The sequence below is a fragment of the Nocardia sp. CDC159 genome (assembly GCF_023740735.1).
In the GTDB taxonomy this organism is placed as follows: Bacteria; Actinomycetota; Actinomycetes; order Mycobacteriales; family Mycobacteriaceae; genus Nocardia; species Nocardia pulmonis.
On record NZ_JAMRXH010000002.1, the window covers coordinates 386,830 to 407,479 of the forward strand.

A 20,650-nucleotide genomic window follows, 5' to 3' on the forward strand; every position below is an offset into this window, starting at 1 on the left:
CGCCGATCGAGCGCTACCGAAACTCGGCCGATCAGCGCTCCAACGTATGCACCTCACGCACCGGTGCGATCTTTCCGAATTTCACCCGCAACGGATACATCGCCGCCACCACCAACAGGCTGACCGTCGACGCGATCAACTGCGGCCGCAGCGACGGCATCACCGCCGCCGAGATCAGCACCACGATCAGTGCGACGATCACCAGCCAGCTCAGATACGGGTAGCCCCACATCCGGAAGGTCAGCGCCCGCGGATCCTCCCGCTGCAGCTTGGCCCGTAACCGCAACTGCGAGAACATGATCGCCAGATACATGAAGGCCAGCAGCACGCCGATCGAATTCACCAGGAAGGTGAAGACGCGGTCCGGCGAGACGTAGGACGCGATCACCGCGCCCCAGGCGGCGACGGTTCCCAGCAGGACCGCGCGGGCGGGGACGCCGCGGCGGTTGAGTTTCACCAGCCGGGCCGGGGCGTCGCCGTCGCGGGTGAGGACGTAGAGCATGCGCGAGGTCACGTAGATGGCCGAGTTCAGCACCGACAGCACCGCGGTCAGGATGACCACCTGCATGATCGTTCCGGCCGCCGCAACGCCCATCTTGTCCAGCGCGCTGACGAACGGGCTGGTCAGCACCTTGGCGTCGTTCCAGGGCAGGATCGTCACGACCAAGAAGATCGACGCCACGTAGAACAGGCCGACCCGCCACAGCACATTGCTGGTCGCGCGGGCCACCGCCTTGCCGGGTTCGGCGCTCTCGGCCGCGGCCAGGGTGACGATCTCGGTGCCGCCGAAGGCGAAGATCACGACCACAATCGCCGACAGCAGGCCGGTGGCACCATTGGGCACGAATCCGCCGTACGCGGTCAGATTGCCGAGGCCGCCGTCACCATCCGGCCACCAGCCGAGGATGTACAGCGTCCCGAGAACGAGGAACACCACGATCGCGGCCACCTTGATGGAGGCGAACCAGAATTCGAACTCGCCGAACGAGCGCACCGAGATCAGATTGACGGCGGTCATCACGATCAGCAGTGCGGCCGAGAGCATCCAGGCGGGCAGGTCGATCCACTGCCCGAGGATGGCCGCGCCCGCGGTCGCCTCCGCGCCGACGAGTACGACGTACATGTACCAGTAGAGCCACCCGACGGTGAATCCGGCGAACGGCCCGAGCGCCATGCGCGCGTATTCGGCCAGCGAGCCCGCGACCGGACGGGCCACCACCATCTCGCCGAGCGCCCGCAGCACGAACAGCACCAGCGCCCCCGCGGCCGCATAGGACACCACCGCCGCCGGACCGGCGGTTTTGATCACCGAGCCGCTGCCCACGAACAGCCCGGCGCCCACCGCGCCGCCGATCGCGAGCATCGTCATATGCCGACGCCGCAGGCCGGTGCGCAGACCCTCGCGCACCGCGCCGGTCGTCTTCGTCATCGCTTTACCTTCTATTCGCCCCGGAGTTGCCGTCACAGCGTAGCCAGCTCCCGTTCACCGCCCCGGAGTACCTTCGGGTGGTATGACCGAAACGAATCGGGGGCGGGTCCGGGTCGAACCCAGCCCGAAGCGGGTCCGGACGTATGTCGAAGGTCACCTGGTGGCCGACACCACCACGCCGATGCTGGTGTGGGAGAGCCCCCACTACCCCACCTACTACGTACCGGTCGCGGATCTGCACGCCAAATTGGAGCCGTCCGGCTCCACTCGCCACTCGCCCAGCCGCGGCGAGGGCGTGCAGTACGACGTCGTGGTCGACGGCGTCACGAAATCCGCCGCGGCCCTGCGCTATCCGGATTCCCCCATCCCCGAGCTGCGCGACCTCGTCCGCCTCGACTGGGACCAGATGGACGAATGGTTCGAGGAGGACGAGCCCATCTACGTCCACCCCCGCAATCCCTACACCCGAGTCGACGTCCTCACCAGCTCCCGCCACGTGCGAGTGGCCGTCACCGGCCACACCGTCGCCGAATCCCATGCCCCCCACATCCTCTTCGAAACCGGCCTCCCACCCCGCTACTACCTCCCCATGACCGACGTCCGCATGGACCTGCTCACCCCCTCCCCCACCCGAACCAGCTGCCCCTACAAGGGCACCGCCGAATACTTCAACATCCGCCTCGGCGACGCCGTCTACCCCGACCTGGTCTGGCTCTACCGCACTCCCCTCCCGGAAAGCCAGAAGATCGCGGGCCTGGTCTGCTTCTACAACGAGAAGGTTGATCTGTACGTGGACGGCGAACTGCAGGCGCGCCCGAGGTCGCCGTTCAATTGACCGTCGACAACGAGCCGGCCCAGGATCGAGCCATGCTCCGAAAGCTCAACCGGCTGATCGAGGATATCCGCCGCCACGGCAACGCCGAGGGCATCGGTAAGCCGGAACCGTTGCGGCAGAACCTATCCGGATGGTGGTCACGTCGTATCGACCACGAACATCGCATCGTGTATCGGGCCGATGACTCGAGCGTGATCGCGATCGCGTGTGGCGGACACTACGAATAGCGTTCAGGACGAGAGGAGCTCGTCGACCAGTTTCGGGAGGGCGGTGCCGATGGGGTCGCGGATGAGTTCGGTGGCGTAGCGGTCGTAGGGGGTGGGGTCGGCGTTGACGATGATCAGGTCGGCGCCGGATTCGACGGCCACGGCGCAGAGGGAGGCGGCGGGTTCGACCTGCAGGGAGGTGCCGATGGCGAGGAAGAGGGCGCTGGATTCGGCGATTTGCTGTGCGGCCCAGACGGATTCGGGGTTCAGCTGCTGGCCGAACATGATGGTGGCGGCCTTGAGGATGCCGCCGCAGGTGGGGCAGGGCGGGTCGGGCTCACCGGCGGCGACGCGGTCGAGGGTGGCGGCCATGGTCGAGGTGTAGTCGCAGCCGATGCAGACGACGTCGAACATATTGCCGTGGATTTCGACCACCGACTCCTCCGGCGAGCCCGCGCGCTGGTGCAGGCGGTCGATGTTCTGGGTGACGATGCGCACCTCGCGCCGCTGCGCCAACCGGGCCAGCGCGCGATGCGCGTCGTTGGGCCGGGCCTGCCAGGCCGGATTGTCGCGACGGGCCAGCCAGGCGCGCTGCCGCAACTCCGGATCGGCGACATAGTTCTGATAGGTGGACAGCAGTTCGGCGATCGGATCCTTGGTCCACACGCCGCGCGGGCCGCGAAAGTCGGGAATGCCGGAGTCGGTGGAGATTCCGGCCCCGGTGAGCACGCCGATCGGGCCGGAACGCTGACGCCAACCTGTGGTCATGTCCCCAGGTTAGGCCACGGTGCGTGCCGCACGAACAGCCCGGATGCGGGGTTGCCGGTGCGCACGGCCGCGATGGTCTCGCTGAGAACATCCACGGATTTAGCCCAACCGGAGCTGATACGCTCACGTATCCGATCACCGACGGAGAGGACTTGCGCATGGCGACGTCCACCGAGGCCGATCAGCCGATCGCGCAGCGCGGCATGCGTATGACCCGCCGCCGCGCCGAGACGCGGCAGCGCCTGCTGAACGCCGCCTTCGACGCCTTCGCCGCCGAGGGCTTCGGCCGGTGCACCGTGGAGCAGATCTGCGAGCGCGCCGGTTTCACCCGCGGAGCGTTCTACTCCAACTTCACCTCGCTGGAGGAACTGTTCCTGACCATGTGGGAACAGCGCTCGCAGCACATGCTGCGCGAGGTCACCGCGCTGCTCGAGGAGGCCCCCGCCGCCGCGGTGACCGACCTGCGCCATGGCGTGGAATGGGTGCTGCGCGCGGTCCCGCTGGACGACCGCTGGATTCGCATCACCTACGAATTCACCGCGCACGCGCTGCGCAATCCCGGCCTGCGCCGGACGATGGCCGCCCGCGAGGAGGCCATCATCGCGGCCCTGCTGCCACTGATCGAAGGGCTGCTGCGGCTGGTCGGCCGCCGCGTCACCGATCCCGCGGCGCTGGGCCGGGCGCTGGTGGCCGTGCACGACGGCACCGCGACCCAGTGCCTGCTCGAGCCGGACAGCACGGTGGCCCTCGAACAGCGCGTGGACCTGTTCCACCACGTGGTGCTGGCCTACAGCGAGCCGTGCTGATGTTCCCCGCCGAAATGGCCTGGCTGCGTGGCGAATTCTTCGGCAGCCCTCTCCCCAGGAGCACATCGTGACGACCCCCCGCACCGCCCTGATCACCGGCGCCTCCTCCGGCATCGGCGCGGCGACCGCCGCCGCCCTGGCCGCCCGCGGTTATCGCGTGATCGGTACCAGCCGCAAGCCCGACGCCATGGCCGATGCGAATCGGGTCCCAGGGGTGGAGTACCGGGCGCTGGATCTGGCCGATCCGGCCGCCATCGAGACCTTCGCCGCCGAACTGGGCGAGATCGACGTGCTGATCAACAATGCCGGGGAAAGCCAGGCCGGGCCGTTCGAGGAACTGCCGATCGAGGCGATCGCAAAGCTGTTCCAGGTCAACGTCTTCGGACAGGTGCGGCTGACGCAGCTGGTGCTGCCCGGGATGCGTGCCCGCGGGCGCGGCCACATCATCATGATCGGTTCGATGCTGGCGAGCTTTCCGCTGGCGTACCGATCCTCCTATGTGGCGACGAAGGCGGCACTGCGCGGCTTCGCCGATGCCATGCGCCGGGAGGTGTCCCCGTTCGGAATCGCGGTCACCACCGTCGAACCCGGCTCCATCGACACCGGCATCAGCACGCGGCGTTCGATTCACATCGACGCGAACTCCCCCTATCGCGCCGAACTGGATACCGTGCTCACCGCGCTGGAACGCAGTGAGGCCAAGGGGATTTCGGCGGAAAAGGTGGCGGACCGGATCGTCCGGGTGATCGAATCACCCCAGCCGTTCGTCGCGGTCGGCAGCCGGGCCCCGCTGCTGTTCGCCCTGCGGCGGCTGCTGCCGCTGCCCGTCATGCAGCGGATCGTGGCCGCCGCCCACGGCCTGAAGTGACGCCCCGACCCGCAGGAGAAGTCATGTCCGATCGCCCCAGGCTCGCCGCCGCGCTCGACCTGCGACCCCACCCGGAGGGCGGTTGGTATCGCGAAACCTGGCGCAGTCCGGTCGAATTCGAGCCCGAGGGCTATTCGGGACCGCGCTCCGCGGCGACCGCGATCTACTTCCTGCTGCTGCCCGGCGAGAAGTCCGCACCCCATACGGTGCGCTCCGACGAGCTGTGGCTGTGGCACCGCGGCGGCCCGCTGGCGCTGAACATCGGCGGCGAGGAGATCATCCTCGGCCCGGATGTCGAACACGGTCAGCTGCTGCAGGCGGTCGTCCCCGGCGGTGTCAGCCAGTGGGCGCATCCGGCCGGGGCGGAATACGTCCTGGTGAGCTGCATCGTCTCGCCCGGCTTCGATTTCGCCGATTTTCGTTTGGACTGATCCCGCGGCGCGACGGGGACGCCAGACCCCACCGGCACCGGGTCGGCCGCGGGCCTGCCCGTAGGCCCGATCATTCCTCGATCCGCAGCATCCCCTCGGCCACCGCGTGCTCGATGGCGCGTTCGAGATTCGGGCAGGAGTCGGGGCGGCCGGGACCGCCACCCAGCTCCCGGAAGACGGGACAGTGGGCGGCCGGATCCACCGTCCACTGCACCGACTGCTGATGGGAACTGGCCTTGCGCACCAGCACCCGGGTGCCACAGGTGGCGCACCCGAGCGGGGTCATCCCGTCCTCGAGATAGCGCTGCCGGTCCACGACCGTCTGGGCGCGCACCTGCGCGAGCCGTTCCGGACGATCCGCGAAATTCGGCGCCTTCGCCCACCTGGTCATCAGGCGTTCGCCTCCTGCTGGGCTTCCGCTTCCCGCCTGCGGCGCAGATTCTCCGCCACCTCGGCCTCCCACGCCTCGTTCGCCTTGGTCGTGTCGACCTCGAATTCGAAGCGCTGCACCGACTTCGGATCGATATCGGCGACGTCGACGTAGAACTGGTCGTACCAGCGGCGCAGCTGATAGACCGGACCGTCCTCCTCGCACAGCAGCGGATTGTCGATCTTGGACTTGTGCTTCCAGATCTCCACGTCCTGCAGGAAGCCGACGCTGATGCCCTCGGTCATCTTGGCGGCCAGCTTCTTCGACGCCTCGTCGTCGATGCCCTTGGGCTTCTCCAGCGAGATGCCCCACTGCAGCACGAACGAATCCTGCGTCACCGGATAGTGGCAGTTGATCAGGACGCTGCGGACCTCGAATCCGCCGTAGAAGTTGTGCAGCGGGTTGATCATGTAGGACGGGCCGTAATACGCGGCCACCGACTTCAGCAGCGTCTCACCGTATTGCGTGCCCATGCCCACATCGGGGCGGTTCTTCGTCTCCAGGTACTGGGTGGCGATATGGCCCTCGAAGACGTTCTTGAAGTAGGTCGGGTACGCGAAGTGGATATAGAAGAAGTGGGCCATGTCGACCACGTTGTCGATGATCTCACGGCAGTTGGCGCCCTCGATCAGCAGCGAATTCCAGGTCCACTCGGTCCAGCCGCCGGCAAGGCTTTCGCTGTCGTTGCCATCGGCGTCGGTGTAGGGGCCCTCGATGTAGGGAATCGTGACCTCGTCCGGCGGCGGATTGCCCTCGTGGTCGTGCCAGACGAACAGCTGGCCGTTGCGCTCAAGGGTGGTCCAGGAACGGGTGCGCGCCAGCGGCGGCACCCGGCGGGCGTACGGAATCTCGGTGCAGCGGCCGTTACCGCCCCAGCGCCAGTCGTGGAACGGGCAGGCGATCGAATCGCCCTTGATCTCGCCCATGCTCAGGTCGCCGCCCAGATGCCTGCAATAGGCATCGAGCACCCGCAGTTCCCCCTTGCTGTCCGCCCACACGACCAGCTTGGTGCCGAACGCCTGCACGGCATGCGGCTTGCCGTCCCGGAACGATGCGGCCAGGCCCAGGCAATGCCAGCCCCGCGCGTACCGCGTGGGCGTGGACCCGACATCGATCTCACGGACCTTCCCGCCGCGCGGCTGTACCCGATTCGCGCCCTCCCGGGTCCCTCCGTGGTTACGCAGGCTGCCGCCTCCGGGCCCGTCGCTCGGCCGCGGCGCGCTTTCCGCCATGGTGATCCCTCCTCTGGAAGTCCTAGAACACGTTACAAAATTGTCCGACCGGGCGCCAGCTATTGCCTTGACTACCAGGCAAAGGCGCTCGACACCCGGTGACCGATACCCGTTCTCGACAGGTAATAGGAACGTGTTCTAGTCTCAGTGTCAGTACGACTTGGTACCCGGTCCGAATCGACCAGGCAGGAGCAGCCCCCGAGATGACGCGAGAAGTAACAGAGCGGGTCGATGCGCTGTTGCCGATGCTGCGCGAGCGCGCACAGGAGGCAGAGGATCTGCGCCGCATCCCCGACGAGACGATGAAGGCGCTGCAGGCGACCGGGTTCTTCCGGCTCGTGCAGCCGCGTCAGTGGGGCGGCCTGGCGGCCGATCCGGTCGTCTTCTACGACACCGTCCGCAAGATCGCCAGCGCGTGCGGTTCCACCGGCTGGGTCGCGGGCATCATCGGCATTCACAACTGGCATATCGCGCTGTTCGATCAGCGGGCCCAGGAGGAGGTCTGGGGCGAGGACACCGAGGTCCGGATCGGCTCCTCGTACGCGCCGATGGGCGCGGGTGTGGTGACCGACGGCGGTTATCTCGTCAACGGGTCGTGGAACTGGTCGTCGGGCTGCGACCACGCCGACTGGACCTTCGTCGGCGGGCCGGTGATCAAGGACGGTAAGCCGGTCGACTTCGGCAGCTTCCTGATTCCGCGCTCGGAGTACCGGATCGATGACGTGTGGAATGTGGTGGGCCTGCGGGGCACCGGTTCCAACACGCTCGTGGTGAAGGACGTCTTCGTGCCGCGGCATCGGTTCCTGTCCTACAAGACCATGAACGAGCTGCAATCGCCCGGCCTGCAACAGAATACCGACCCGCTGTACAAGATGCCCTGGGGCACCATCCATCCCACCACCATCTCCGCGCCGATCGTGGGCATGGCCTACGGCGCGCTGGACGCGCACATCGAGCATCAGGGCAGGCGCATTCGCGCGGCCTACGCCGGGGAGAAGGCCAAGGACGATCCGTTCGCCAAGGTGCGCATCGCCGAGGCGGCCAGCGATATCGATGCCGCCTGGCGGCAGCTGTCGGGCAATGTGGCCGACGAGTACGCCTGTCTCGTGGCGGGCCGGGAGATTCCGTTCGAGCTGCGGGTGCGGGCCCGGCGCGATCAGGTGCGCGCGACCGGGCGCGCGATCGCCTCGATCGACAAGCTGTTCGAGAGCTCCGGCGCGACCGCGCTCGCCAACGACACTCCGCTGCAACGGTTCTGGCGCGATGCGCACGCCGGACGGGTGCACGCCGCCAACGATCCCGAGCGCGCCTACGCCATGTACGGCACGCATGCCTTCGGGCTGCCGGTCACCGACGGGATGGTGTGATGACCTCCACCGCGGAGCTGACCTTCCAATCCACCTCCCGCTACGCCCAGGTCCGGCCGGATCTGCGGCTGCACTATCACGAGGCGGGCGTGGGCAACGGGCCGACGATCGTGCTGCTGCACGGCGGCGGGCCCGGCGCCTCCTCCTGGTCCAATTTCGCCCGCAACATTCCGGTGCTGGCCGAGAATTTTCATGTGCTGGCCGTGGATCAACCCGGATTCGGGTTGTCCGACAAGCCGACCGAGCACCCGCAGTACTTCGTGCACAGCTCGTCGGCACTGAAGGAGCTGCTGGACACCCTGGGAATCACCGATCGCGTTCACCTGCTGGGCAATTCGCTCGGCGGCGGGACCGCGGTGCGCTTCGCGCTGGACCATCCCGATCGCGCGGGCAAGCTGGTGCTGATGGGGCCCGGCGGACTGAGCACCAATCTGTTCGCGCCCGATCCGACCGAGGGCGTCAAGGCGCTGGGGCGGTTCAATGTCGAGCCGACCCGGGAGAACATCGAGAACTTCCTGCGGATCATGGTGTTCGATCAGTCGCTGATCACTCCCGAGCTGATCGAGGAGCGCTTCGCCTCGGCGTCCACGCCCGAGGCGCTGGCGGCCACCCGCGCCATGGGAAAGTCCTTCGCGGGTGCGGATTTCGAGAAGGGCATGCTCTGGCGCGAGGCGTATCGGCTGCGGCAGCCGGTGCTGCTCGTCTGGGGACGCGAGGATCGGGTGAATCCGCTCGACGGTGCGCTGGTGGCGCTCAAGACGATCCCGCGGGCGCAGTTGCATGTGTTCGGCGGGTGCGGACACTGGGCGCAACTGGAGAAGTTCGCGGAATTCAACCGGCTGGCGACCGACTTCCTGTCGCCGAAGGAGAAGTAGGACATGAGTATTCGAGCTCTCGGCTATATGCGTATCGAAGCGACCGACGTCCCGGCGTGGCGGGAGTACGGGACCAAGGTGCTCGGCATGATGGAGGGTGACGGGCCCGATCCGGGGGCGCTGTATCTGCGCATGGACGAGTTCCCGGCGCGCCTGGTCATCGTGCCGGGCGCGACCGACCGGCTGCAGGTCTCGGGCTGGGAGGTCGCCGATGCTCCTGCGCTGCAACGGCTTCGGGAGCGGTTGTCGGCGGCGGGGGTGTCGTACAAGGAGGGCACGAAGGAGGAGGTCGCGGAGCGTCGCGTCGAGGCGTTCATCCGGTTCGAGGATCCGGACGGCAACGCACTGGAGGCCTTCCACGGGGCGCAGTACGTCGCGCGGCGGTTCGTCAGCCCCTACGGGCACAAGTTCGTCACCGCCGAGCAGGGCCTGGGCCATGTGGTGCTGACGTGCACCGACGATGCCGCGGCCCAGGCGTTCTACCAGGATGTGCTCGGCTTCCGGCTGCGCGATTCGATGCGGCTGCCGCCCCAGATGGTGGGCCGCCCCGCCGACGGCGAACCCGCCTGGCTGCGGTTCTACGGCTGCAATCCGCGCCATCATGCGCTGGCGTTCCTGCCGCTGCCCAATCCCACCGGCATCGTGCATCTCATGGTCGAGGTGGAGAACTCCGACGATGTCGGGCTGTGCCTGGATCGCGCCCTGCGCCGCAAGGTCAAGATGTCGGCCACCCTGGGCCGCCACATCAACGACAAGATGCTGTCGTTCTACATGAAGACCCCCGGCGGCTTCGATATCGAATTTGGTTGCGAGGGGCTGGAAGTCGAGGACGACAACTGGATCGCCCGGGAGTCCACCGCGGTCAGCCTGTGGGGCCACGACTTCAGCATCCAGTTCCGGCAACAGGGGTGAACGAGATGACGACGGACGGCTTGCCGGAGATCGACCCCCGCCGGTTCCGAAATGTGCTGGGCCAGTTCTGCACCGGCATCACGGTGATCACCACCCTCGACCCGGAGGGCGCCCCCGCCGGATTCGCCTGCCAGTCGTTCGCCGCCCTCTCCCTGGACCCACCCCTGGTCCTGTTCTGCCCCACCAAGGGCTCCCGCACCTGGACGGCCATCGAACGGGCGGGCCGCTTCTGCGTGAACGTCCTGGCCGAGGACCAGCGCGAGCTCTGCGCCCGCTTCGGCTCCCGCGACCCCGATAAATTCGCCGAAATCCCCTGGCGGCCTTCACCCCTGAAACTCCCCCTCCTGGACAACGCCCTGGCCACGATCGAGTGCACGGTGACCACCGTGGTCGACGGCGGCGACCACCACATAGTGATCGGCCGAGTCCTGTCCCTCTCCGAATCCACCCCCTCCGGCAGACCCCTCCTGTTCTACCGAGGCCAATACACCGCCATCGAACCCGACAAGACTACCCCGGCCCCCTGGCGCGCCGACCTGGAGCACTTCCTCACCACCACCACCCAGGACACCTGGCTCTAGGCACCTACGTCGAGTCTCGGCCGAGGTAAAGCTCGGCACACGCTGCCCCCTTCCTGTAGTCGAGCTGGGTCGCGATCGGCTCGTGGCGCATGCCGACCGCGACCCGGGGTCTCGATGACTTCAGGCCGTGGTGGCCTGCTGTTCGCGGTGAAGTTCCAGGGCGATGTCGATCAGCTGGTCCTCCTGGCCGCCGACCAGGTTGCGTTTGCCCGCGCGGACCAGCATTTCCGCGGCCGAGACGCCGTAGCGGTTGGCTTGGCGTTCGGCGTGTTTGAGGAAGCTGGAGTAGACCCCGGCGTAGCCCATCATGAGGGACTGGCGGTCGAGGAGGCATTCGGCGGGCATGGCGGGGCGGACCACGTCTTCGGCGGCGTTGGCTATGGCGAAGAAGTCGATGCCGGTCTCGATGCCCAGTTTGTCGCAGACGGCGATGAGGGCCTCTACCGGAGTGTTGCCCGCACCCGCACCGAAACGTCTTGCGCTGCCGTCGATTTGGGTGGCTCCGGCGCGGATGGCGAAGATGGAGTTGGCGTTGCCGAGGTCCAGGTTTTCGTGGCCGTGGAAGCCTACCTGGGCGTCGTCGCCGAGTTCGGCGACCAGGGCGGAAACGCGGTCGGAGACCTGTTCCAGGACAAGGGCTCCGGCGGAGTCGACCACATAGACGCACTGGCAGCCCGCGTCGGCCATGATTCGGGCCTGCTTGGCCAGCACCTCGGGGGGCTGGGTGTGCGACATCATGAGGAAGCCGACGGTCTCGAGGCCGAGGTCGCGGGCCAGGCCGAAGTGCTGGATGGAGACGTCGGCCTCGGTGCAGTGGGTGGCGATGCGGACGATGGATGCGCCGTTGTCCTGGGAGATCTTGATGTCCTCCTTGACGCCCACGCCGGGCAGCATGAGGACCGCGATCTTGGCGCGCCGGGCGGTCTCGGCCGCGATCGTGATCAGTTCCTGCTCGGGGGTTTTGGAGAATCCGTAGTTGAACGAGGAACCGCCCAGGCCGTCACCGTGGGTCACCTCGATCACCGGCACACCCGCACCGTCGAGGGCGGCGACGATATCGCGCACCTCGGTCGGGGTGAACTGATGCCGCTTGTGGTGCGATCCATCGCGCAGCGAGGTGTCGGTGACGCGAATGTCGAGTTCGTTCGAGAAAGGCATATCGGCTCCTTACACCCGTGCCGAGACGATTTGATCGGCGATGACCTCGCCGACCCGCGTGGCGGCGGCGGTCATGATGTCGAGATTGCCCGCGTACGGCGGCAGGAAGTCACCGGCCCCCTCCACCTCCACGAACACCGAAACCTTCGCCAGCCCACCGGAAATCACACTCGGCTCGTCGAACTGCGGCTCGTTGAGCAGCCGGTAGCCGGGCACGTACTGCTGAATATCGGCCACCATCCGCTGGATCGACGCGGCGATCGCGTCGGTGTCGGCATCCTCGGGAATCGCGCAGAAGATGGTGTCGCGCATGATCATCGGCGGCTCGGCCGGATTCAAGATGATGATCGCCTTACCGCGCCGGGCCCCGCCGATGGTCTGCACGCCCCGGCTGGTGGTCTTGGTGAACTCATCGATGTTCGCGCGCGTCCCGGGCCCGGCCGACACCGACGACACCGAGGCCACGATCTCGGCATAGGGCACCTCGACCACCCGCGACACCGCCGCCACGATCGGAATCGTCGCCTGCCCACCGCAGGTGATCATATTGACGTTCGGCGCGTCCAGATTCGCGTCCAGGTTCACCGGCGGCACCACCGCGGGCCCGACCGCGGCCGGGGTCAGATCGACCGCCCTGATCCCGGCCTCGGCATACTTCGGCGCGGCATCGCGATGCACATACGCCGAGGTCGCCTCGAAGATCAGCTCGGGCAGCTCCGAGCGCGCGAGCAGCCAGTCCACCCCCTCGTGCGAAGTCTCCAGCCCGAGGGACGCCGCGCGCTTCAAACCCTCACTGGCGGGATCGATTCCGATCATCCAGCGCGGTTCGACTCGATCCGAGCGCAGCAGCTTGTACAGCAGATCGGTACTGATATTGCCGGAGCCGACGATGGCGGCCGCGACCTTTGCATTGGCAGGCACTGCTGGTCTCCTCAGCTGAATTCCAAACGGACGGAACCGAGTCCGGCGAACTCGGCATGGAAGGCGTCGCCCGGCCGGGCGTCGATGGCCCGGGTGCAAGACCCGGGCAGCACGATGTCGCCCGCGCGCAGTCGCACGCCGAACGAGGCGACCTTGCGGGCCAGCCACGCCACCGCGATGGTCGGATCGCCGAGTACGGCATCGCTGCGGCCCTCGGCGACCACCTCGCCGTTGCGGGTGAGCCGAGCGTCGATCTCGGTGATGTCGAGCAGCTCCGGGCGCACCCGCTGGGGCCCCAGCACCCAGCCCGCCGAGGACGCGTTGTCGGCGATGGTGTCGCACAGCGCGATATTCCAGTCCTTGATCCGGGTATCGATGAGCTCGATCGCGGGCGCGTAGGCGACGGTCGCGGCCAGCACATCCGCCTCGGTGCACTCCTCCCCCGGCAGATCCGCGCCGAGTACGAAGCCGACCTCCACTTCCACTCGTGGAGACAGATACCGCCCCGCCGCCACAGGCGTGTCCTCACGGACCTGCATCTCGGCGAGCAGATGCCCGTAATCCGGCTCGTCGACGCCCATCATCTGCTGCATCGCCTTCGACGACAGCCCGACCTTGTGCCCGACGATGCGCGCCCCGCCCGCGATTCGCCGCCGAATGTTGATCAGCTGGATCTCGTAGGCATCGACCACGTCGATATCCGGATACCGGGCGATCAACGGGTCGATCGGCACCCGGTCGCGCTCGGCGGCCGCGAGCTGGGCGGCCAGTTCACTCCGTACCGCATCCGACAGCACGCTCAATTCCTTCCACTGGGGCCCGGTCGACAGCGGGAGCCGAAACTGAAACGAGTTTTCCTGCACTTTGTCGCTTCAGCAGTCCCGTCTGCCAGATCAATATAGACCGAACCTGGGCCGATTCTATAACGTGTTCTACATGAGTGATCGGGAATACGATGTGGTGGTGGTCGGCAGCGGCGCCGCCGGAATGACCGCCGCCCTCACCGCCGCACATCACGGCCTGCGCGTGGTGATCCTGGAGAAGGCCGCGCACTACGGCGGGTCGACCGCGCGCAGCGGCGGCGGCGTGTGGATCCCGGGCAACAAGGCGCTGCTCGCCTCGGGCCGTCCCGACGACCGGGAGGAGGCCCGCCGCTATCTGCACAGCATCATCGGCGATGTCGTGCCCAGGGAGCGGATCGATACCTACATCGATCGCGGCGCCGAGGCGCTGAACTTCGTCCTCGAACACAGCGCGCTGCGACTGCACTGGGTTCCGGGCTATCCCGATTACTATCCGGAGGCGCCCGGCGGCGCACCGCTCGGCCGATCCTGCGAGCCCAAGCCGTTCGACGCCATGGTGCTCGGCGAGGAGCGGTTCAAGCTCGAGCCACCGTACGCGAAGGCCCCGCTGAATGTGGTGACGACCCAGGCGGACTTCGTGCGGCTCAGCCTGATTCGCCGCCACCCCAAGGGCGTGGCGCGCGCGCTGCGGGTCGGCGCGCGCACCTACTGGGCGAAGTTCACCCGTAAACACCTGCTGGGCATGGGTCAGGCGATCATCGCGGGCATGCGCAAGGGCCTGCTGGACGCGAATGTGCCGCTGCTGCTGGAGACCCCGATGACCGCCCTGGCGGTGGCCGACGGCCGGGTGGTCGGCGTGCAGGCCACGCATCGGGGCGAGGCGGTCACCTTCCGGGCCCGCTACGGCGTGGTCCTGGGCGCGGGCGGTTTCGAGCACAACGCCGATATGCGGCACAAATATCAGCGCGAACCCATCTCCACCGCATGGACCACGGGCGCGGCGGCCAATACCGGCGACGCGATCCGCGCGGGCCAGGAACTCGGCGCCGCCGTGGATTTCATGGCTGATGCCTGGTGGGGCCCAACGGTTTTCAAGGGCGGGCGCCCGTGGTTTTGCCTGGCCGAGCGCAATCTGCCCGGTGGGCTGATCGTCGATATGCGGGGCAAGCGGTTCTTCAACGAATCCCTGCCCTACGTCGAGGCCGTGCACCGGATGTACGGCGGTGAGTACGGTCAGGGCGACGGGCCGGGCGAGCATGTCCCGGCGTGGCTGGTCTTCGACCAGCGCTATCGCAACCGCTACATCTTCGCCGGACTGCAACCGGGACAGCGCTTTCCGCGGCGCTGGCTGGAGAACGACAATATCGTCCAGGCCCCGACGCTGGCCGAGCTGGCGCTGAAAATGGGTGTGCCGGAACGGAATCTGGCTGATACGGTCGAGCGATTCAACGGTTTCGCCGAGACGGGTGTGGATGAGGATTTCGGCCGCGGCGACAGCGCCTACGACCGCTACTACGGCGATCCGACCGTCAAGCCGAACCCGTGCCTGGCCGCGCTGGTGCAGGGACCGTACTACGCCGCCAAGATGTTCCCCGGCGATCTGGGCACCAAGGGCGGCCTGGTCACCGACACCGCGGGCCGGGTGCTACGCGAGGACGGCACGGCCATCGAGGGCCTCTACGCCGCGGGCAACACCTCCGCTCCGGTCATGGGTCACACCTACGCCGGGCCGGGCGCGACCATCGGCCCCGCGATCACCTTCGGATACCTCGCGGTACTGGATATCGTCGAACGCGCGCACCGGCAGCCGGTGGCGAGCCGCGCGGACAGCTGAGGAGGGCGCTATGCCGATCGACCCGAAAGTCGCTCTGGGAGCGGCACTTCCGCCACTGGAATTCGCCTGGTCACCGTCGGATGTGCAGCTGTATCACCTGGGCCTGGGCGCGGGCGCGCGCTGGACCGACCCGGCCGAACTGCGCTATCTCGACGACCGCGCCCCTCAGGTGCTACCCAGTTTCGCCACCGTCGCGCCGACGCTGCGGGTGACCGAGCCGCCGCGGGTGAGCTTCCCTGGGGTGGAGATCGACCTGGCCAAGGTGGTGCACGCCAGTCAGGAGGTGGTGGTGCACCGGCCGATTCCGGCCGAGGGCAAGGGGTCGAGCACCGGGCGCATCAGCGAGGTCTGGGACAAGGGTTCGGCGGCGGTGGTCGTGCAGGAGACCACGGTCACCGGTTCGGACGGGCAGCCGCTGTGGACGGCGCGATCGTCGATCTTCGCCAAGGGCGAGGGCGGTTTCGGCGGCGAGCGCGGACCCAGCACCCGGTCCGAACTGCCGGACCGGGCACCGGATTTCGACATCCTGACGCCGACGCTGCCACAGCAAGCGCTGCTCTACCGCCTGTGCGGGGATCGCAATCCGCTGCATTCGAATCCCGAATTCGCCCGCGCCGCAGGCTTTCCGAATCCGATCCTGCACGGTCTGTGCACCTACGGCATGGTCTGCAAGACCGCCGTCGACACCGTGCTCGGCTCGGATGCCGCGCGGGTCATCGGTTTCCGGGCCCGGTTCGCGGGCGTGCTCTATCCGGGGGAGACGATCCGCTCGCGGATGTGGTTGGGCACGGGCGAGGTCGTGATCGCCGCCACGGCGCCGGAGCGCGACGACGCCCCGGTACTCGGCGATGTGCGCCTGAGCTTCACCGCGTGAGCGGGAGCGGTCGATTCAGTGCTCGGGAAAGCCGGTCGCGAACAGGATCGCGATGGCGACGGAGCTGGCGACGGCGATGATCGGGATAAGCCACATGGGCCGGATACTACAGGATGTAGTATTACATGGTGTCGTCACCAGTCTACTGGTCGTTCGACCGATCCACCCGCTCGGGTACCAGCCCCTGCACGATCAGGGCCCAGACCACGATCACCAGAATCGGTGCGGCAAGCGGTAACCAGGCAAAACGCCCGGGAACCAGGCTCGCCGCGACGGCCGCGGCCGCCGCGATCAGCGCGCCCGCGACCGACGGCAATGTGGTAGGAACCACACCGCGCGGCGCGTGCACGGTGGCCGTATTGAGCAGATAGGTCGTGGCCACCACCCCGGTCGCGGCGGCCGTCGGCGCGCCCGGATCCTCCCAGGCGACGGCCCCGAGGGCGACCAGCACCGCGCCCACCGCGCAGCTCCGCCACCACCATCCGGCCACCATCAGCGCCAGCGCGGGCACGCCCGCCCAGGGCAGCACGATCGTCACGGCCGCCGCCAGCAGCAGTCCGGACAGCACCGCGAGGAATCTGTTCACCGCTTCACCCGCACCAATCGGCGATGCTGCGGCAGCAGCCGCATGATCTGATCGAGCCGGGCGTCCGGCGGCCACGACACGATGTCGACGCCGACCGTGCCCATGTCCCGATACATCGCCGTGCGCTCCAGCTGCCACATCCGGGCCAGGGTCGGCTCGAGCTCCTCGCGAAAAGGCGCGCCGCGCAACACATCCACAACCACCACCACATGTCCGCGCTTGCGCAGATCGATCAGCGCCAGCGCGAACTGGGTGTCGAGCAGGGTGGAGAACGCCACCACGATCGCACCCAGCGGCACCGCCGCGTGCGGGGCCAGCGTGCCCGAGGTGAAGATGTGCTCCTCACCCACGTCGAGCACGGTGTCCACGATCCGATAGAACTGCCGCCGCCCGATATCGGGCCGCAACCAGCGCGGCGCCTGTCCGAGACAGACCACGGCCGTGCGGTCGCCCGCCTGCAGCGCGGACTGCGCGACCTGGGCCGCGCCGCGTACCGACAGCTCCAGCGAGTCCGCGGCCGGACCCGGCGCCTGCAGCGAGGTGTCCACGAGCACAACGACATCCGCCGCGCGATTGGTGAGCCGCTCGGTGACGTAGAGGCGGCCGCGCCGGGCGCTGACCGGCCAGTTCACCGTGCGCAGCTGATCGCCGGGGGCATAGGCGCGAATATCGGCGTATTCCACGCCGGGCCCGTGCCGACGGGTCGGATGCGTGCCGATACGCTCGGGAAGTTCTGTGCGCGGCAGGCGCATTCGCTGCGGATCGGCGATCGGGTAGACGTAGAGCTGTCCCGCGGGCAGCGATACCGACGCCACCGCCAGCCCGGCCGGGCTGAGGGCGGTGACCCGAACCCGCACCGGATAGCGCCCCCACCGCCGGGTCGACAGCGCCAGTCGCAGCCCGGCCGGGGCGGGACCGGAATCCAGCGACTCCTCCACCCGCAGCTCGAGTTCGTTCATCGGTTCGGGCTTGCAGCGCAGCAGCGCATGCCCCTCCTCGACGAACGCGGCGACCGTCAGCACCACCTCCTCGGATTCGAAGCAGCGCAGCACCCCCGCACCGTCGAGCTGAATCCTGGTGCGCGACAGCTGCATCGGCGCGGTCGCCAGTACGCCGAGCATGGGTGCGGCGAAGACCAGCAGCTGCCACCGGCCCAGGATCACCGCCAGGGCGAGCGCGGGGGCGGCCGCGGCCGCCAGCATGAACACCAGTGGCGCTGGCCGCCAACGCAATTCGGTCTCGGCGACCGTGGCGGTGTCGCGATGCCTCATGTCACGGTCGCGCGCGGGACCGGCAGGCGGCGCAGCAGCTCGGCGATGACGTCCTCGCCGCGAATGCGGCGCACCCACATCTCCGGGCGCAGGGTGATGCGGTGCGCCATCGCCGGAACCGCCAGCGCCTTCACATCCTCCGGAATCACGTAGTCGCGGCCCAGCAGCAGCGCGCGGGCCCGGGCCATCTGCACCAGATCCAGCTCGGCGCGCGGACTGGCACCGACCTCGACCTGGGGATGTCCGCGGGTCGCGGCGGCCAGGGACACCACATAGGTCACGACATCCGGATGTACCGTGACGAATTCGACTGCCTGGCGCATCTCCATCAGCCCCTGGGCATCGACCACCTGTCCCACCTGTGGCGGCACCGCGCCGCGCTCGAGCCTGCGGCGGATCATCTGGGTCTCGTCCTGCTCGGACAGATAGCCCAGCCGCAGCTGCACGGCGAAGCGGTCCAGTTGGGCCTCGGGCAGCGGATAGGTGCCCTCGTACTCGATCGGATTGTCGGTGGCCAGCACGACGAAAGGCTGTGGCAGCGGGAAGGTTTCGCCGTCGATGCTGACCTGGTTCTCGGCCATCGCCTCGAGCAGGGCGGCCTGGGTCTTGGGCGGGGTGCGGTTGATCTCGTCGGCCAGCAGCATATTGGTGAAGACCGGGCCGCGGCGGAAGTTGAAGCGGCCGGAGTTCATGTCGTAGATGGTCGAGCCGATCAGGTCCGCGGGCAGCAGGTCGGGGGTGAACTGCACGCGGGTGAACTGCAGACCCAGTGCGGCGGCGAAGGACCGGGCGATCAGCGTCTTGCCGAGGCCCGGCAGATCCTCGATCAGGACGTGCCCGCCCGCCAGCACCGCGACCATGATCAGCCGCAGCTCTTCGCGTTTGCCGACCACCACCCGGGCGATCTCACCCAGCACCGCGTCGGTGCGTTTGACCGTGGCGTCCATCGGAGTCGTCATATTCGAATTCACACTCGTAGCACCCTTTTCACATCGATTGGAGACGGCGCAGGATCTCGTCCAGGGCCGCGCGACCGGGTGCGCGATTGCGCTGGTCGCGCAGCGCCGAATTGGCCGGGTCCACCCAGGGCCACAGCTCCGGCCCGAACTGCATGATCCCGGCCGATTCGATGGCGCGCCGATCGCGGGCGATCCGGTGGCCGCTGGACAGCTCGAATTCCTTGGCCAGCAGCGGCCGCAGATGCCGGTCCCAATCGGCGCGTGAGCCGTCGGCGCGCTCGGCCAGCATCTGCGCGCGTGCCCGCCAGCGGCGCAGCATCTCGGCCGGGCCGTTGTCGATCTCGTTGTCGGCGGAATCGTCTCGTTCGACGTGGCGGGCGCGCTCGGCCAATGACCAGAGCAGCAGGGCGAGTCCGCCGGTCAGCGGCACCCCGGTCAGCACCGGAAGCAGTGCCCGCTGATCGCCCAGCGCCGCCAGCTCGACCAGCAGGATCAGCGCGATCGCGCCTGCCACGATCACCGAGCGCGTCATGAGACCGCCTCTCCCTGCAGATCTCTCAGCACGATCCGCAGCAGCTGTTCGGCGCGCATGCGCTGCCACTCCAGCATGGCATGCGGGCTGAACCGGGCCTCCTCGAACAGCGCCACCAGTTCGCGCGCCGAGGCGTCGTGCAGCGCACCACGATCGAAGGCGCGGGCGAGCACCTCCGAGGGGGTGTCGGAGGCCAGCGGCGCGGCCTCGCGGGCCAGGGCCAGGCCCTGTTCCATGGCGACGTAGCAGGCGATGATCGCCTCGCGGGCGTCCTGGCCGGGTGCGGTCATGGCGGCCAGGCCCATCTCCGCGACCTCGGCCAGCGAGACGGGCGGTTCGGCCGGGGTGGGCGCCGGGGCCTCGGGTGCGGCGGTCGACTGCCGACGGGAGGCGATGGCCACTGTCACCAGTCCGGCCAGGGCCGTGGCGACCAGGATGGCGGCCGAGCCGCCGACCAGCACCAGCGTGCGGCCGCTGAGATGCGGTGTGCCCGAGAACGGATTCGGTGCGGGCGGTGGTGATTCGACGGTCGTGGTCGCGGGCGCGGCCGGGGGCCGCGACGGCGCCGACCGTTCCGGGACGATCAGGCGCACCACCCAGACGGCGGCGGCGAACAGGGTCAGCAGCGCGAGGATGATCAGCAGATATCCGCCCCACCGCCGCAGCTGCCGGGGCCGACGCACCCGCTCGCGATCGCGCGCGGGCATGGCCAGCGGCAGCCGGTGCTGGCTGCTGATCACCCCCGCCAGCAGGATGACCACCGATACCAGCGACAGCACCGGCATGAGCGCGACGCTGATCGCCGAGGGCGGCGAGGCGGCTTGCGGCCCACCGGTTCCCGGCACGAAACCGCGCAGCGCGAGCACGGCCAGCGCCAGCAGCGCGATCGCTCCGACCGCGCGCGGTATCGCCGTTCCCACCCGGCCCACCGGCCTCTCCCAGAACCTCGAAACTGCCCGAAACAGCCACATC

23 protein-coding genes are annotated in these 20,650 nt (G+C 68.2%); 11 read left to right on the forward strand and 12 right to left on the reverse strand.

The features are described 5' to 3' along the window. Positions 1-31 precede the first annotated feature (31 nt). A complete protein-coding gene (locus NDR87_RS05545) occupies positions 32-1,429 on the reverse strand; it encodes an amino acid permease (RefSeq protein WP_251909880.1) in 1,398 nt (465 codons plus the stop codon). A gap of 82 nt (positions 1,430-1,511) precedes the next feature. Here NDR87_RS05545 and NDR87_RS05550 point away from each other — a divergent pair, with 82 nt between their 5' ends. Together NDR87_RS05550 and NDR87_RS05555 are read left to right on the forward strand one after the other, a co-directional pair. Further along, entirely contained in the window at positions 1,512-2,264 is a 753-nt protein-coding gene (locus tag NDR87_RS05550) for a DUF427 domain-containing protein (RefSeq protein WP_251909879.1), read from the forward strand. A gap of 32 nt (positions 2,265-2,296) precedes the next feature. Further along, a complete protein-coding gene (locus NDR87_RS05555) occupies positions 2,297-2,491 on the forward strand; it encodes a Txe/YoeB family addiction module toxin (RefSeq protein WP_372494083.1) in 195 nt (64 codons plus the stop codon). A 3-nt stretch (positions 2,492-2,494) separates the two neighbouring features. On the opposite strand, the gene NDR87_RS05560 is transcribed toward NDR87_RS05555, so the two are convergent. Then, positions 2,495-3,238 carry a Sir2 family NAD-dependent protein deacetylase gene (locus tag NDR87_RS05560; RefSeq protein ID WP_251909877.1) on the reverse strand — a complete coding sequence of 248 codons (744 nt, stop codon included), beginning with the start codon at positions 3,236-3,238 and terminating at the stop codon, positions 2,495-2,497. 158 nt (positions 3,239-3,396) lie between these two features. Between NDR87_RS05560 and NDR87_RS05565 the strand changes: the two genes are divergently transcribed. From NDR87_RS05565 to NDR87_RS05575, 3 genes are all read left to right on the forward strand, one after another. After that, entirely contained in the window at positions 3,397-4,044 is a 648-nt protein-coding gene (locus tag NDR87_RS05565) for a TetR/AcrR family transcriptional regulator (RefSeq protein ID WP_251909876.1), read from the forward strand. A 67-nt stretch (positions 4,045-4,111) separates the two neighbouring features. Further along, positions 4,112-4,912, forward strand: coding sequence for an SDR family oxidoreductase (locus NDR87_RS05570; protein ID WP_251909875.1), 801 nt, complete (start codon positions 4,112-4,114; stop codon positions 4,910-4,912). A gap of 23 nt (positions 4,913-4,935) precedes the next feature. Further along, a complete protein-coding gene (locus tag NDR87_RS05575) occupies positions 4,936-5,343 on the forward strand; it encodes a cupin domain-containing protein (RefSeq protein WP_251909874.1) in 408 nt (135 codons plus the stop codon). Between the two features lie 70 nt (positions 5,344-5,413). Here NDR87_RS05575 and NDR87_RS05580 read toward each other — a convergent pair whose 3' ends face one another. Then, positions 5,414-5,734, reverse strand: coding sequence for a hypothetical protein (locus NDR87_RS05580; RefSeq protein WP_251909873.1), 321 nt, complete (start codon positions 5,732-5,734; stop codon positions 5,414-5,416). Next, entirely contained in the window at positions 5,734-7,005 is a 1,272-nt protein-coding gene (locus NDR87_RS05585; protein WP_251909872.1) for a Rieske 2Fe-2S domain-containing protein, read from the reverse strand. The genes NDR87_RS05580 and NDR87_RS05585 overlap by 1 nt, the downstream gene beginning before the upstream one ends. A gap of 203 nt (positions 7,006-7,208) precedes the next feature. Between NDR87_RS05585 and hsaA the strand changes: the two genes are divergently transcribed. The 4 genes from hsaA to hsaB are packed head-to-tail and all read left to right on the forward strand — an operon-like array spanning position 7,209 to position 10,740. Then, positions 7,209-8,372 carry a 3-hydroxy-9,10-secoandrosta-1,3,5(10)-triene-9,17-dione monooxygenase oxygenase subunit gene (gene hsaA, locus NDR87_RS05590; RefSeq protein WP_251909871.1) on the forward strand — a complete coding sequence of 388 codons (1,164 nt, stop codon included), beginning with the start codon at positions 7,209-7,211 and terminating at the stop codon, positions 8,370-8,372. Continuing rightward, a complete protein-coding gene (gene hsaD / locus NDR87_RS05595; protein WP_251909870.1) occupies positions 8,372-9,247 on the forward strand; it encodes a 4,5:9,10-diseco-3-hydroxy-5,9,17-trioxoandrosta-1(10),2-diene-4-oate hydrolase in 876 nt (291 codons plus the stop codon). Before hsaA ends, hsaD begins: the two co-directional genes overlap by 1 nt. Before the next feature lie 3 nt (positions 9,248-9,250). Beyond that, positions 9,251-10,159: an iron-dependent extradiol dioxygenase HsaC gene (gene hsaC, locus NDR87_RS05600; RefSeq protein WP_251909869.1), complete on the forward strand. Its 909-nt coding sequence runs from the start codon at positions 9,251-9,253 to the stop codon at positions 10,157-10,159. A 5-nt stretch (positions 10,160-10,164) separates the two neighbouring features. Continuing rightward, complete coding sequence (gene hsaB / locus NDR87_RS05605; protein ID WP_251909868.1) at positions 10,165-10,740, forward strand: 3-hydroxy-9,10-secoandrosta-1,3,5(10)-triene-9,17-dione monooxygenase reductase subunit; 576 nt, start codon at positions 10,165-10,167, stop codon at positions 10,738-10,740. A gap of 120 nt (positions 10,741-10,860) precedes the next feature. On the opposite strand, the gene dmpG is transcribed toward hsaB, so the two are convergent. From dmpG to NDR87_RS05620, 3 genes are read right to left on the reverse strand one after another with little or no spacing between them, the layout of a single operon-like run. Then, positions 10,861-11,898: a 4-hydroxy-2-oxovalerate aldolase gene (gene dmpG / locus NDR87_RS05610; protein WP_251909867.1), complete on the reverse strand. Its 1,038-nt coding sequence runs from the start codon at positions 11,896-11,898 to the stop codon at positions 10,861-10,863. Between the two features lie 9 nt (positions 11,899-11,907). Then, positions 11,908-12,819, reverse strand: a complete 912-nt coding sequence (locus NDR87_RS05615) for an acetaldehyde dehydrogenase (acetylating) (protein WP_251909866.1) — start codon at positions 12,817-12,819, stop codon at positions 11,908-11,910. Positions 12,820-12,830: 11 nt separating this feature from the next. Continuing rightward, a complete protein-coding gene (locus NDR87_RS05620; RefSeq protein ID WP_251909865.1) occupies positions 12,831-13,616 on the reverse strand; it encodes a 2-keto-4-pentenoate hydratase in 786 nt (261 codons plus the stop codon). A 139-nt stretch (positions 13,617-13,755) separates the two neighbouring features. On the opposite strand from NDR87_RS05620, the gene kstD reads away from it, so the two are divergent. Beyond that, a complete protein-coding gene (gene kstD, locus NDR87_RS05625; protein ID WP_251909864.1) occupies positions 13,756-15,456 on the forward strand; it encodes a 3-oxosteroid 1-dehydrogenase in 1,701 nt (566 codons plus the stop codon). Positions 15,457-15,466: 10 nt separating this feature from the next. Next, positions 15,467-16,330 carry a MaoC/PaaZ C-terminal domain-containing protein gene (locus NDR87_RS05630; protein WP_251909863.1) on the forward strand — a complete coding sequence of 288 codons (864 nt, stop codon included), beginning with the start codon at positions 15,467-15,469 and terminating at the stop codon, positions 16,328-16,330. Between the two features lie 142 nt (positions 16,331-16,472). Here NDR87_RS05630 and NDR87_RS05635 read toward each other — a convergent pair whose 3' ends face one another. From NDR87_RS05635 to NDR87_RS05655, 5 genes are read right to left on the reverse strand one after another with little or no spacing between them, the layout of a single operon-like run. Continuing rightward, entirely contained in the window at positions 16,473-16,916 is a 444-nt protein-coding gene (locus NDR87_RS05635; protein ID WP_251909862.1) for a hypothetical protein, read from the reverse strand. Further along, on the reverse strand, positions 16,913-18,187 hold the full coding sequence (locus tag NDR87_RS37180) for a DUF58 domain-containing protein (protein ID WP_286013112.1): 1,275 nt from the start codon (positions 18,185-18,187) through the stop codon (positions 16,913-16,915). The genes NDR87_RS05635 and NDR87_RS37180 overlap by 4 nt, the downstream gene beginning before the upstream one ends. Continuing rightward, the gene (locus NDR87_RS05645) at positions 18,184-19,146 is read right to left on the reverse strand and encodes a MoxR family ATPase (RefSeq protein WP_251909861.1); all 963 of its coding nucleotides are present in this window, start codon (positions 19,144-19,146) and stop codon (positions 18,184-18,186) included. The genes NDR87_RS37180 and NDR87_RS05645 overlap by 4 nt, the downstream gene beginning before the upstream one ends. Positions 19,147-19,174: 28 nt before the next feature. Beyond that, positions 19,175-19,678, reverse strand: a complete 504-nt coding sequence (locus NDR87_RS05650) for a hypothetical protein (protein WP_251909860.1) — start codon at positions 19,676-19,678, stop codon at positions 19,175-19,177. Continuing rightward, positions 19,675-20,598: a DUF4129 domain-containing protein gene (locus NDR87_RS05655; RefSeq protein ID WP_251909859.1), complete on the reverse strand. Its 924-nt coding sequence runs from the start codon at positions 20,596-20,598 to the stop codon at positions 19,675-19,677. The genes NDR87_RS05650 and NDR87_RS05655 overlap by 4 nt, the downstream gene beginning before the upstream one ends. Positions 20,599-20,650: the final 52 nt, after the last annotated feature.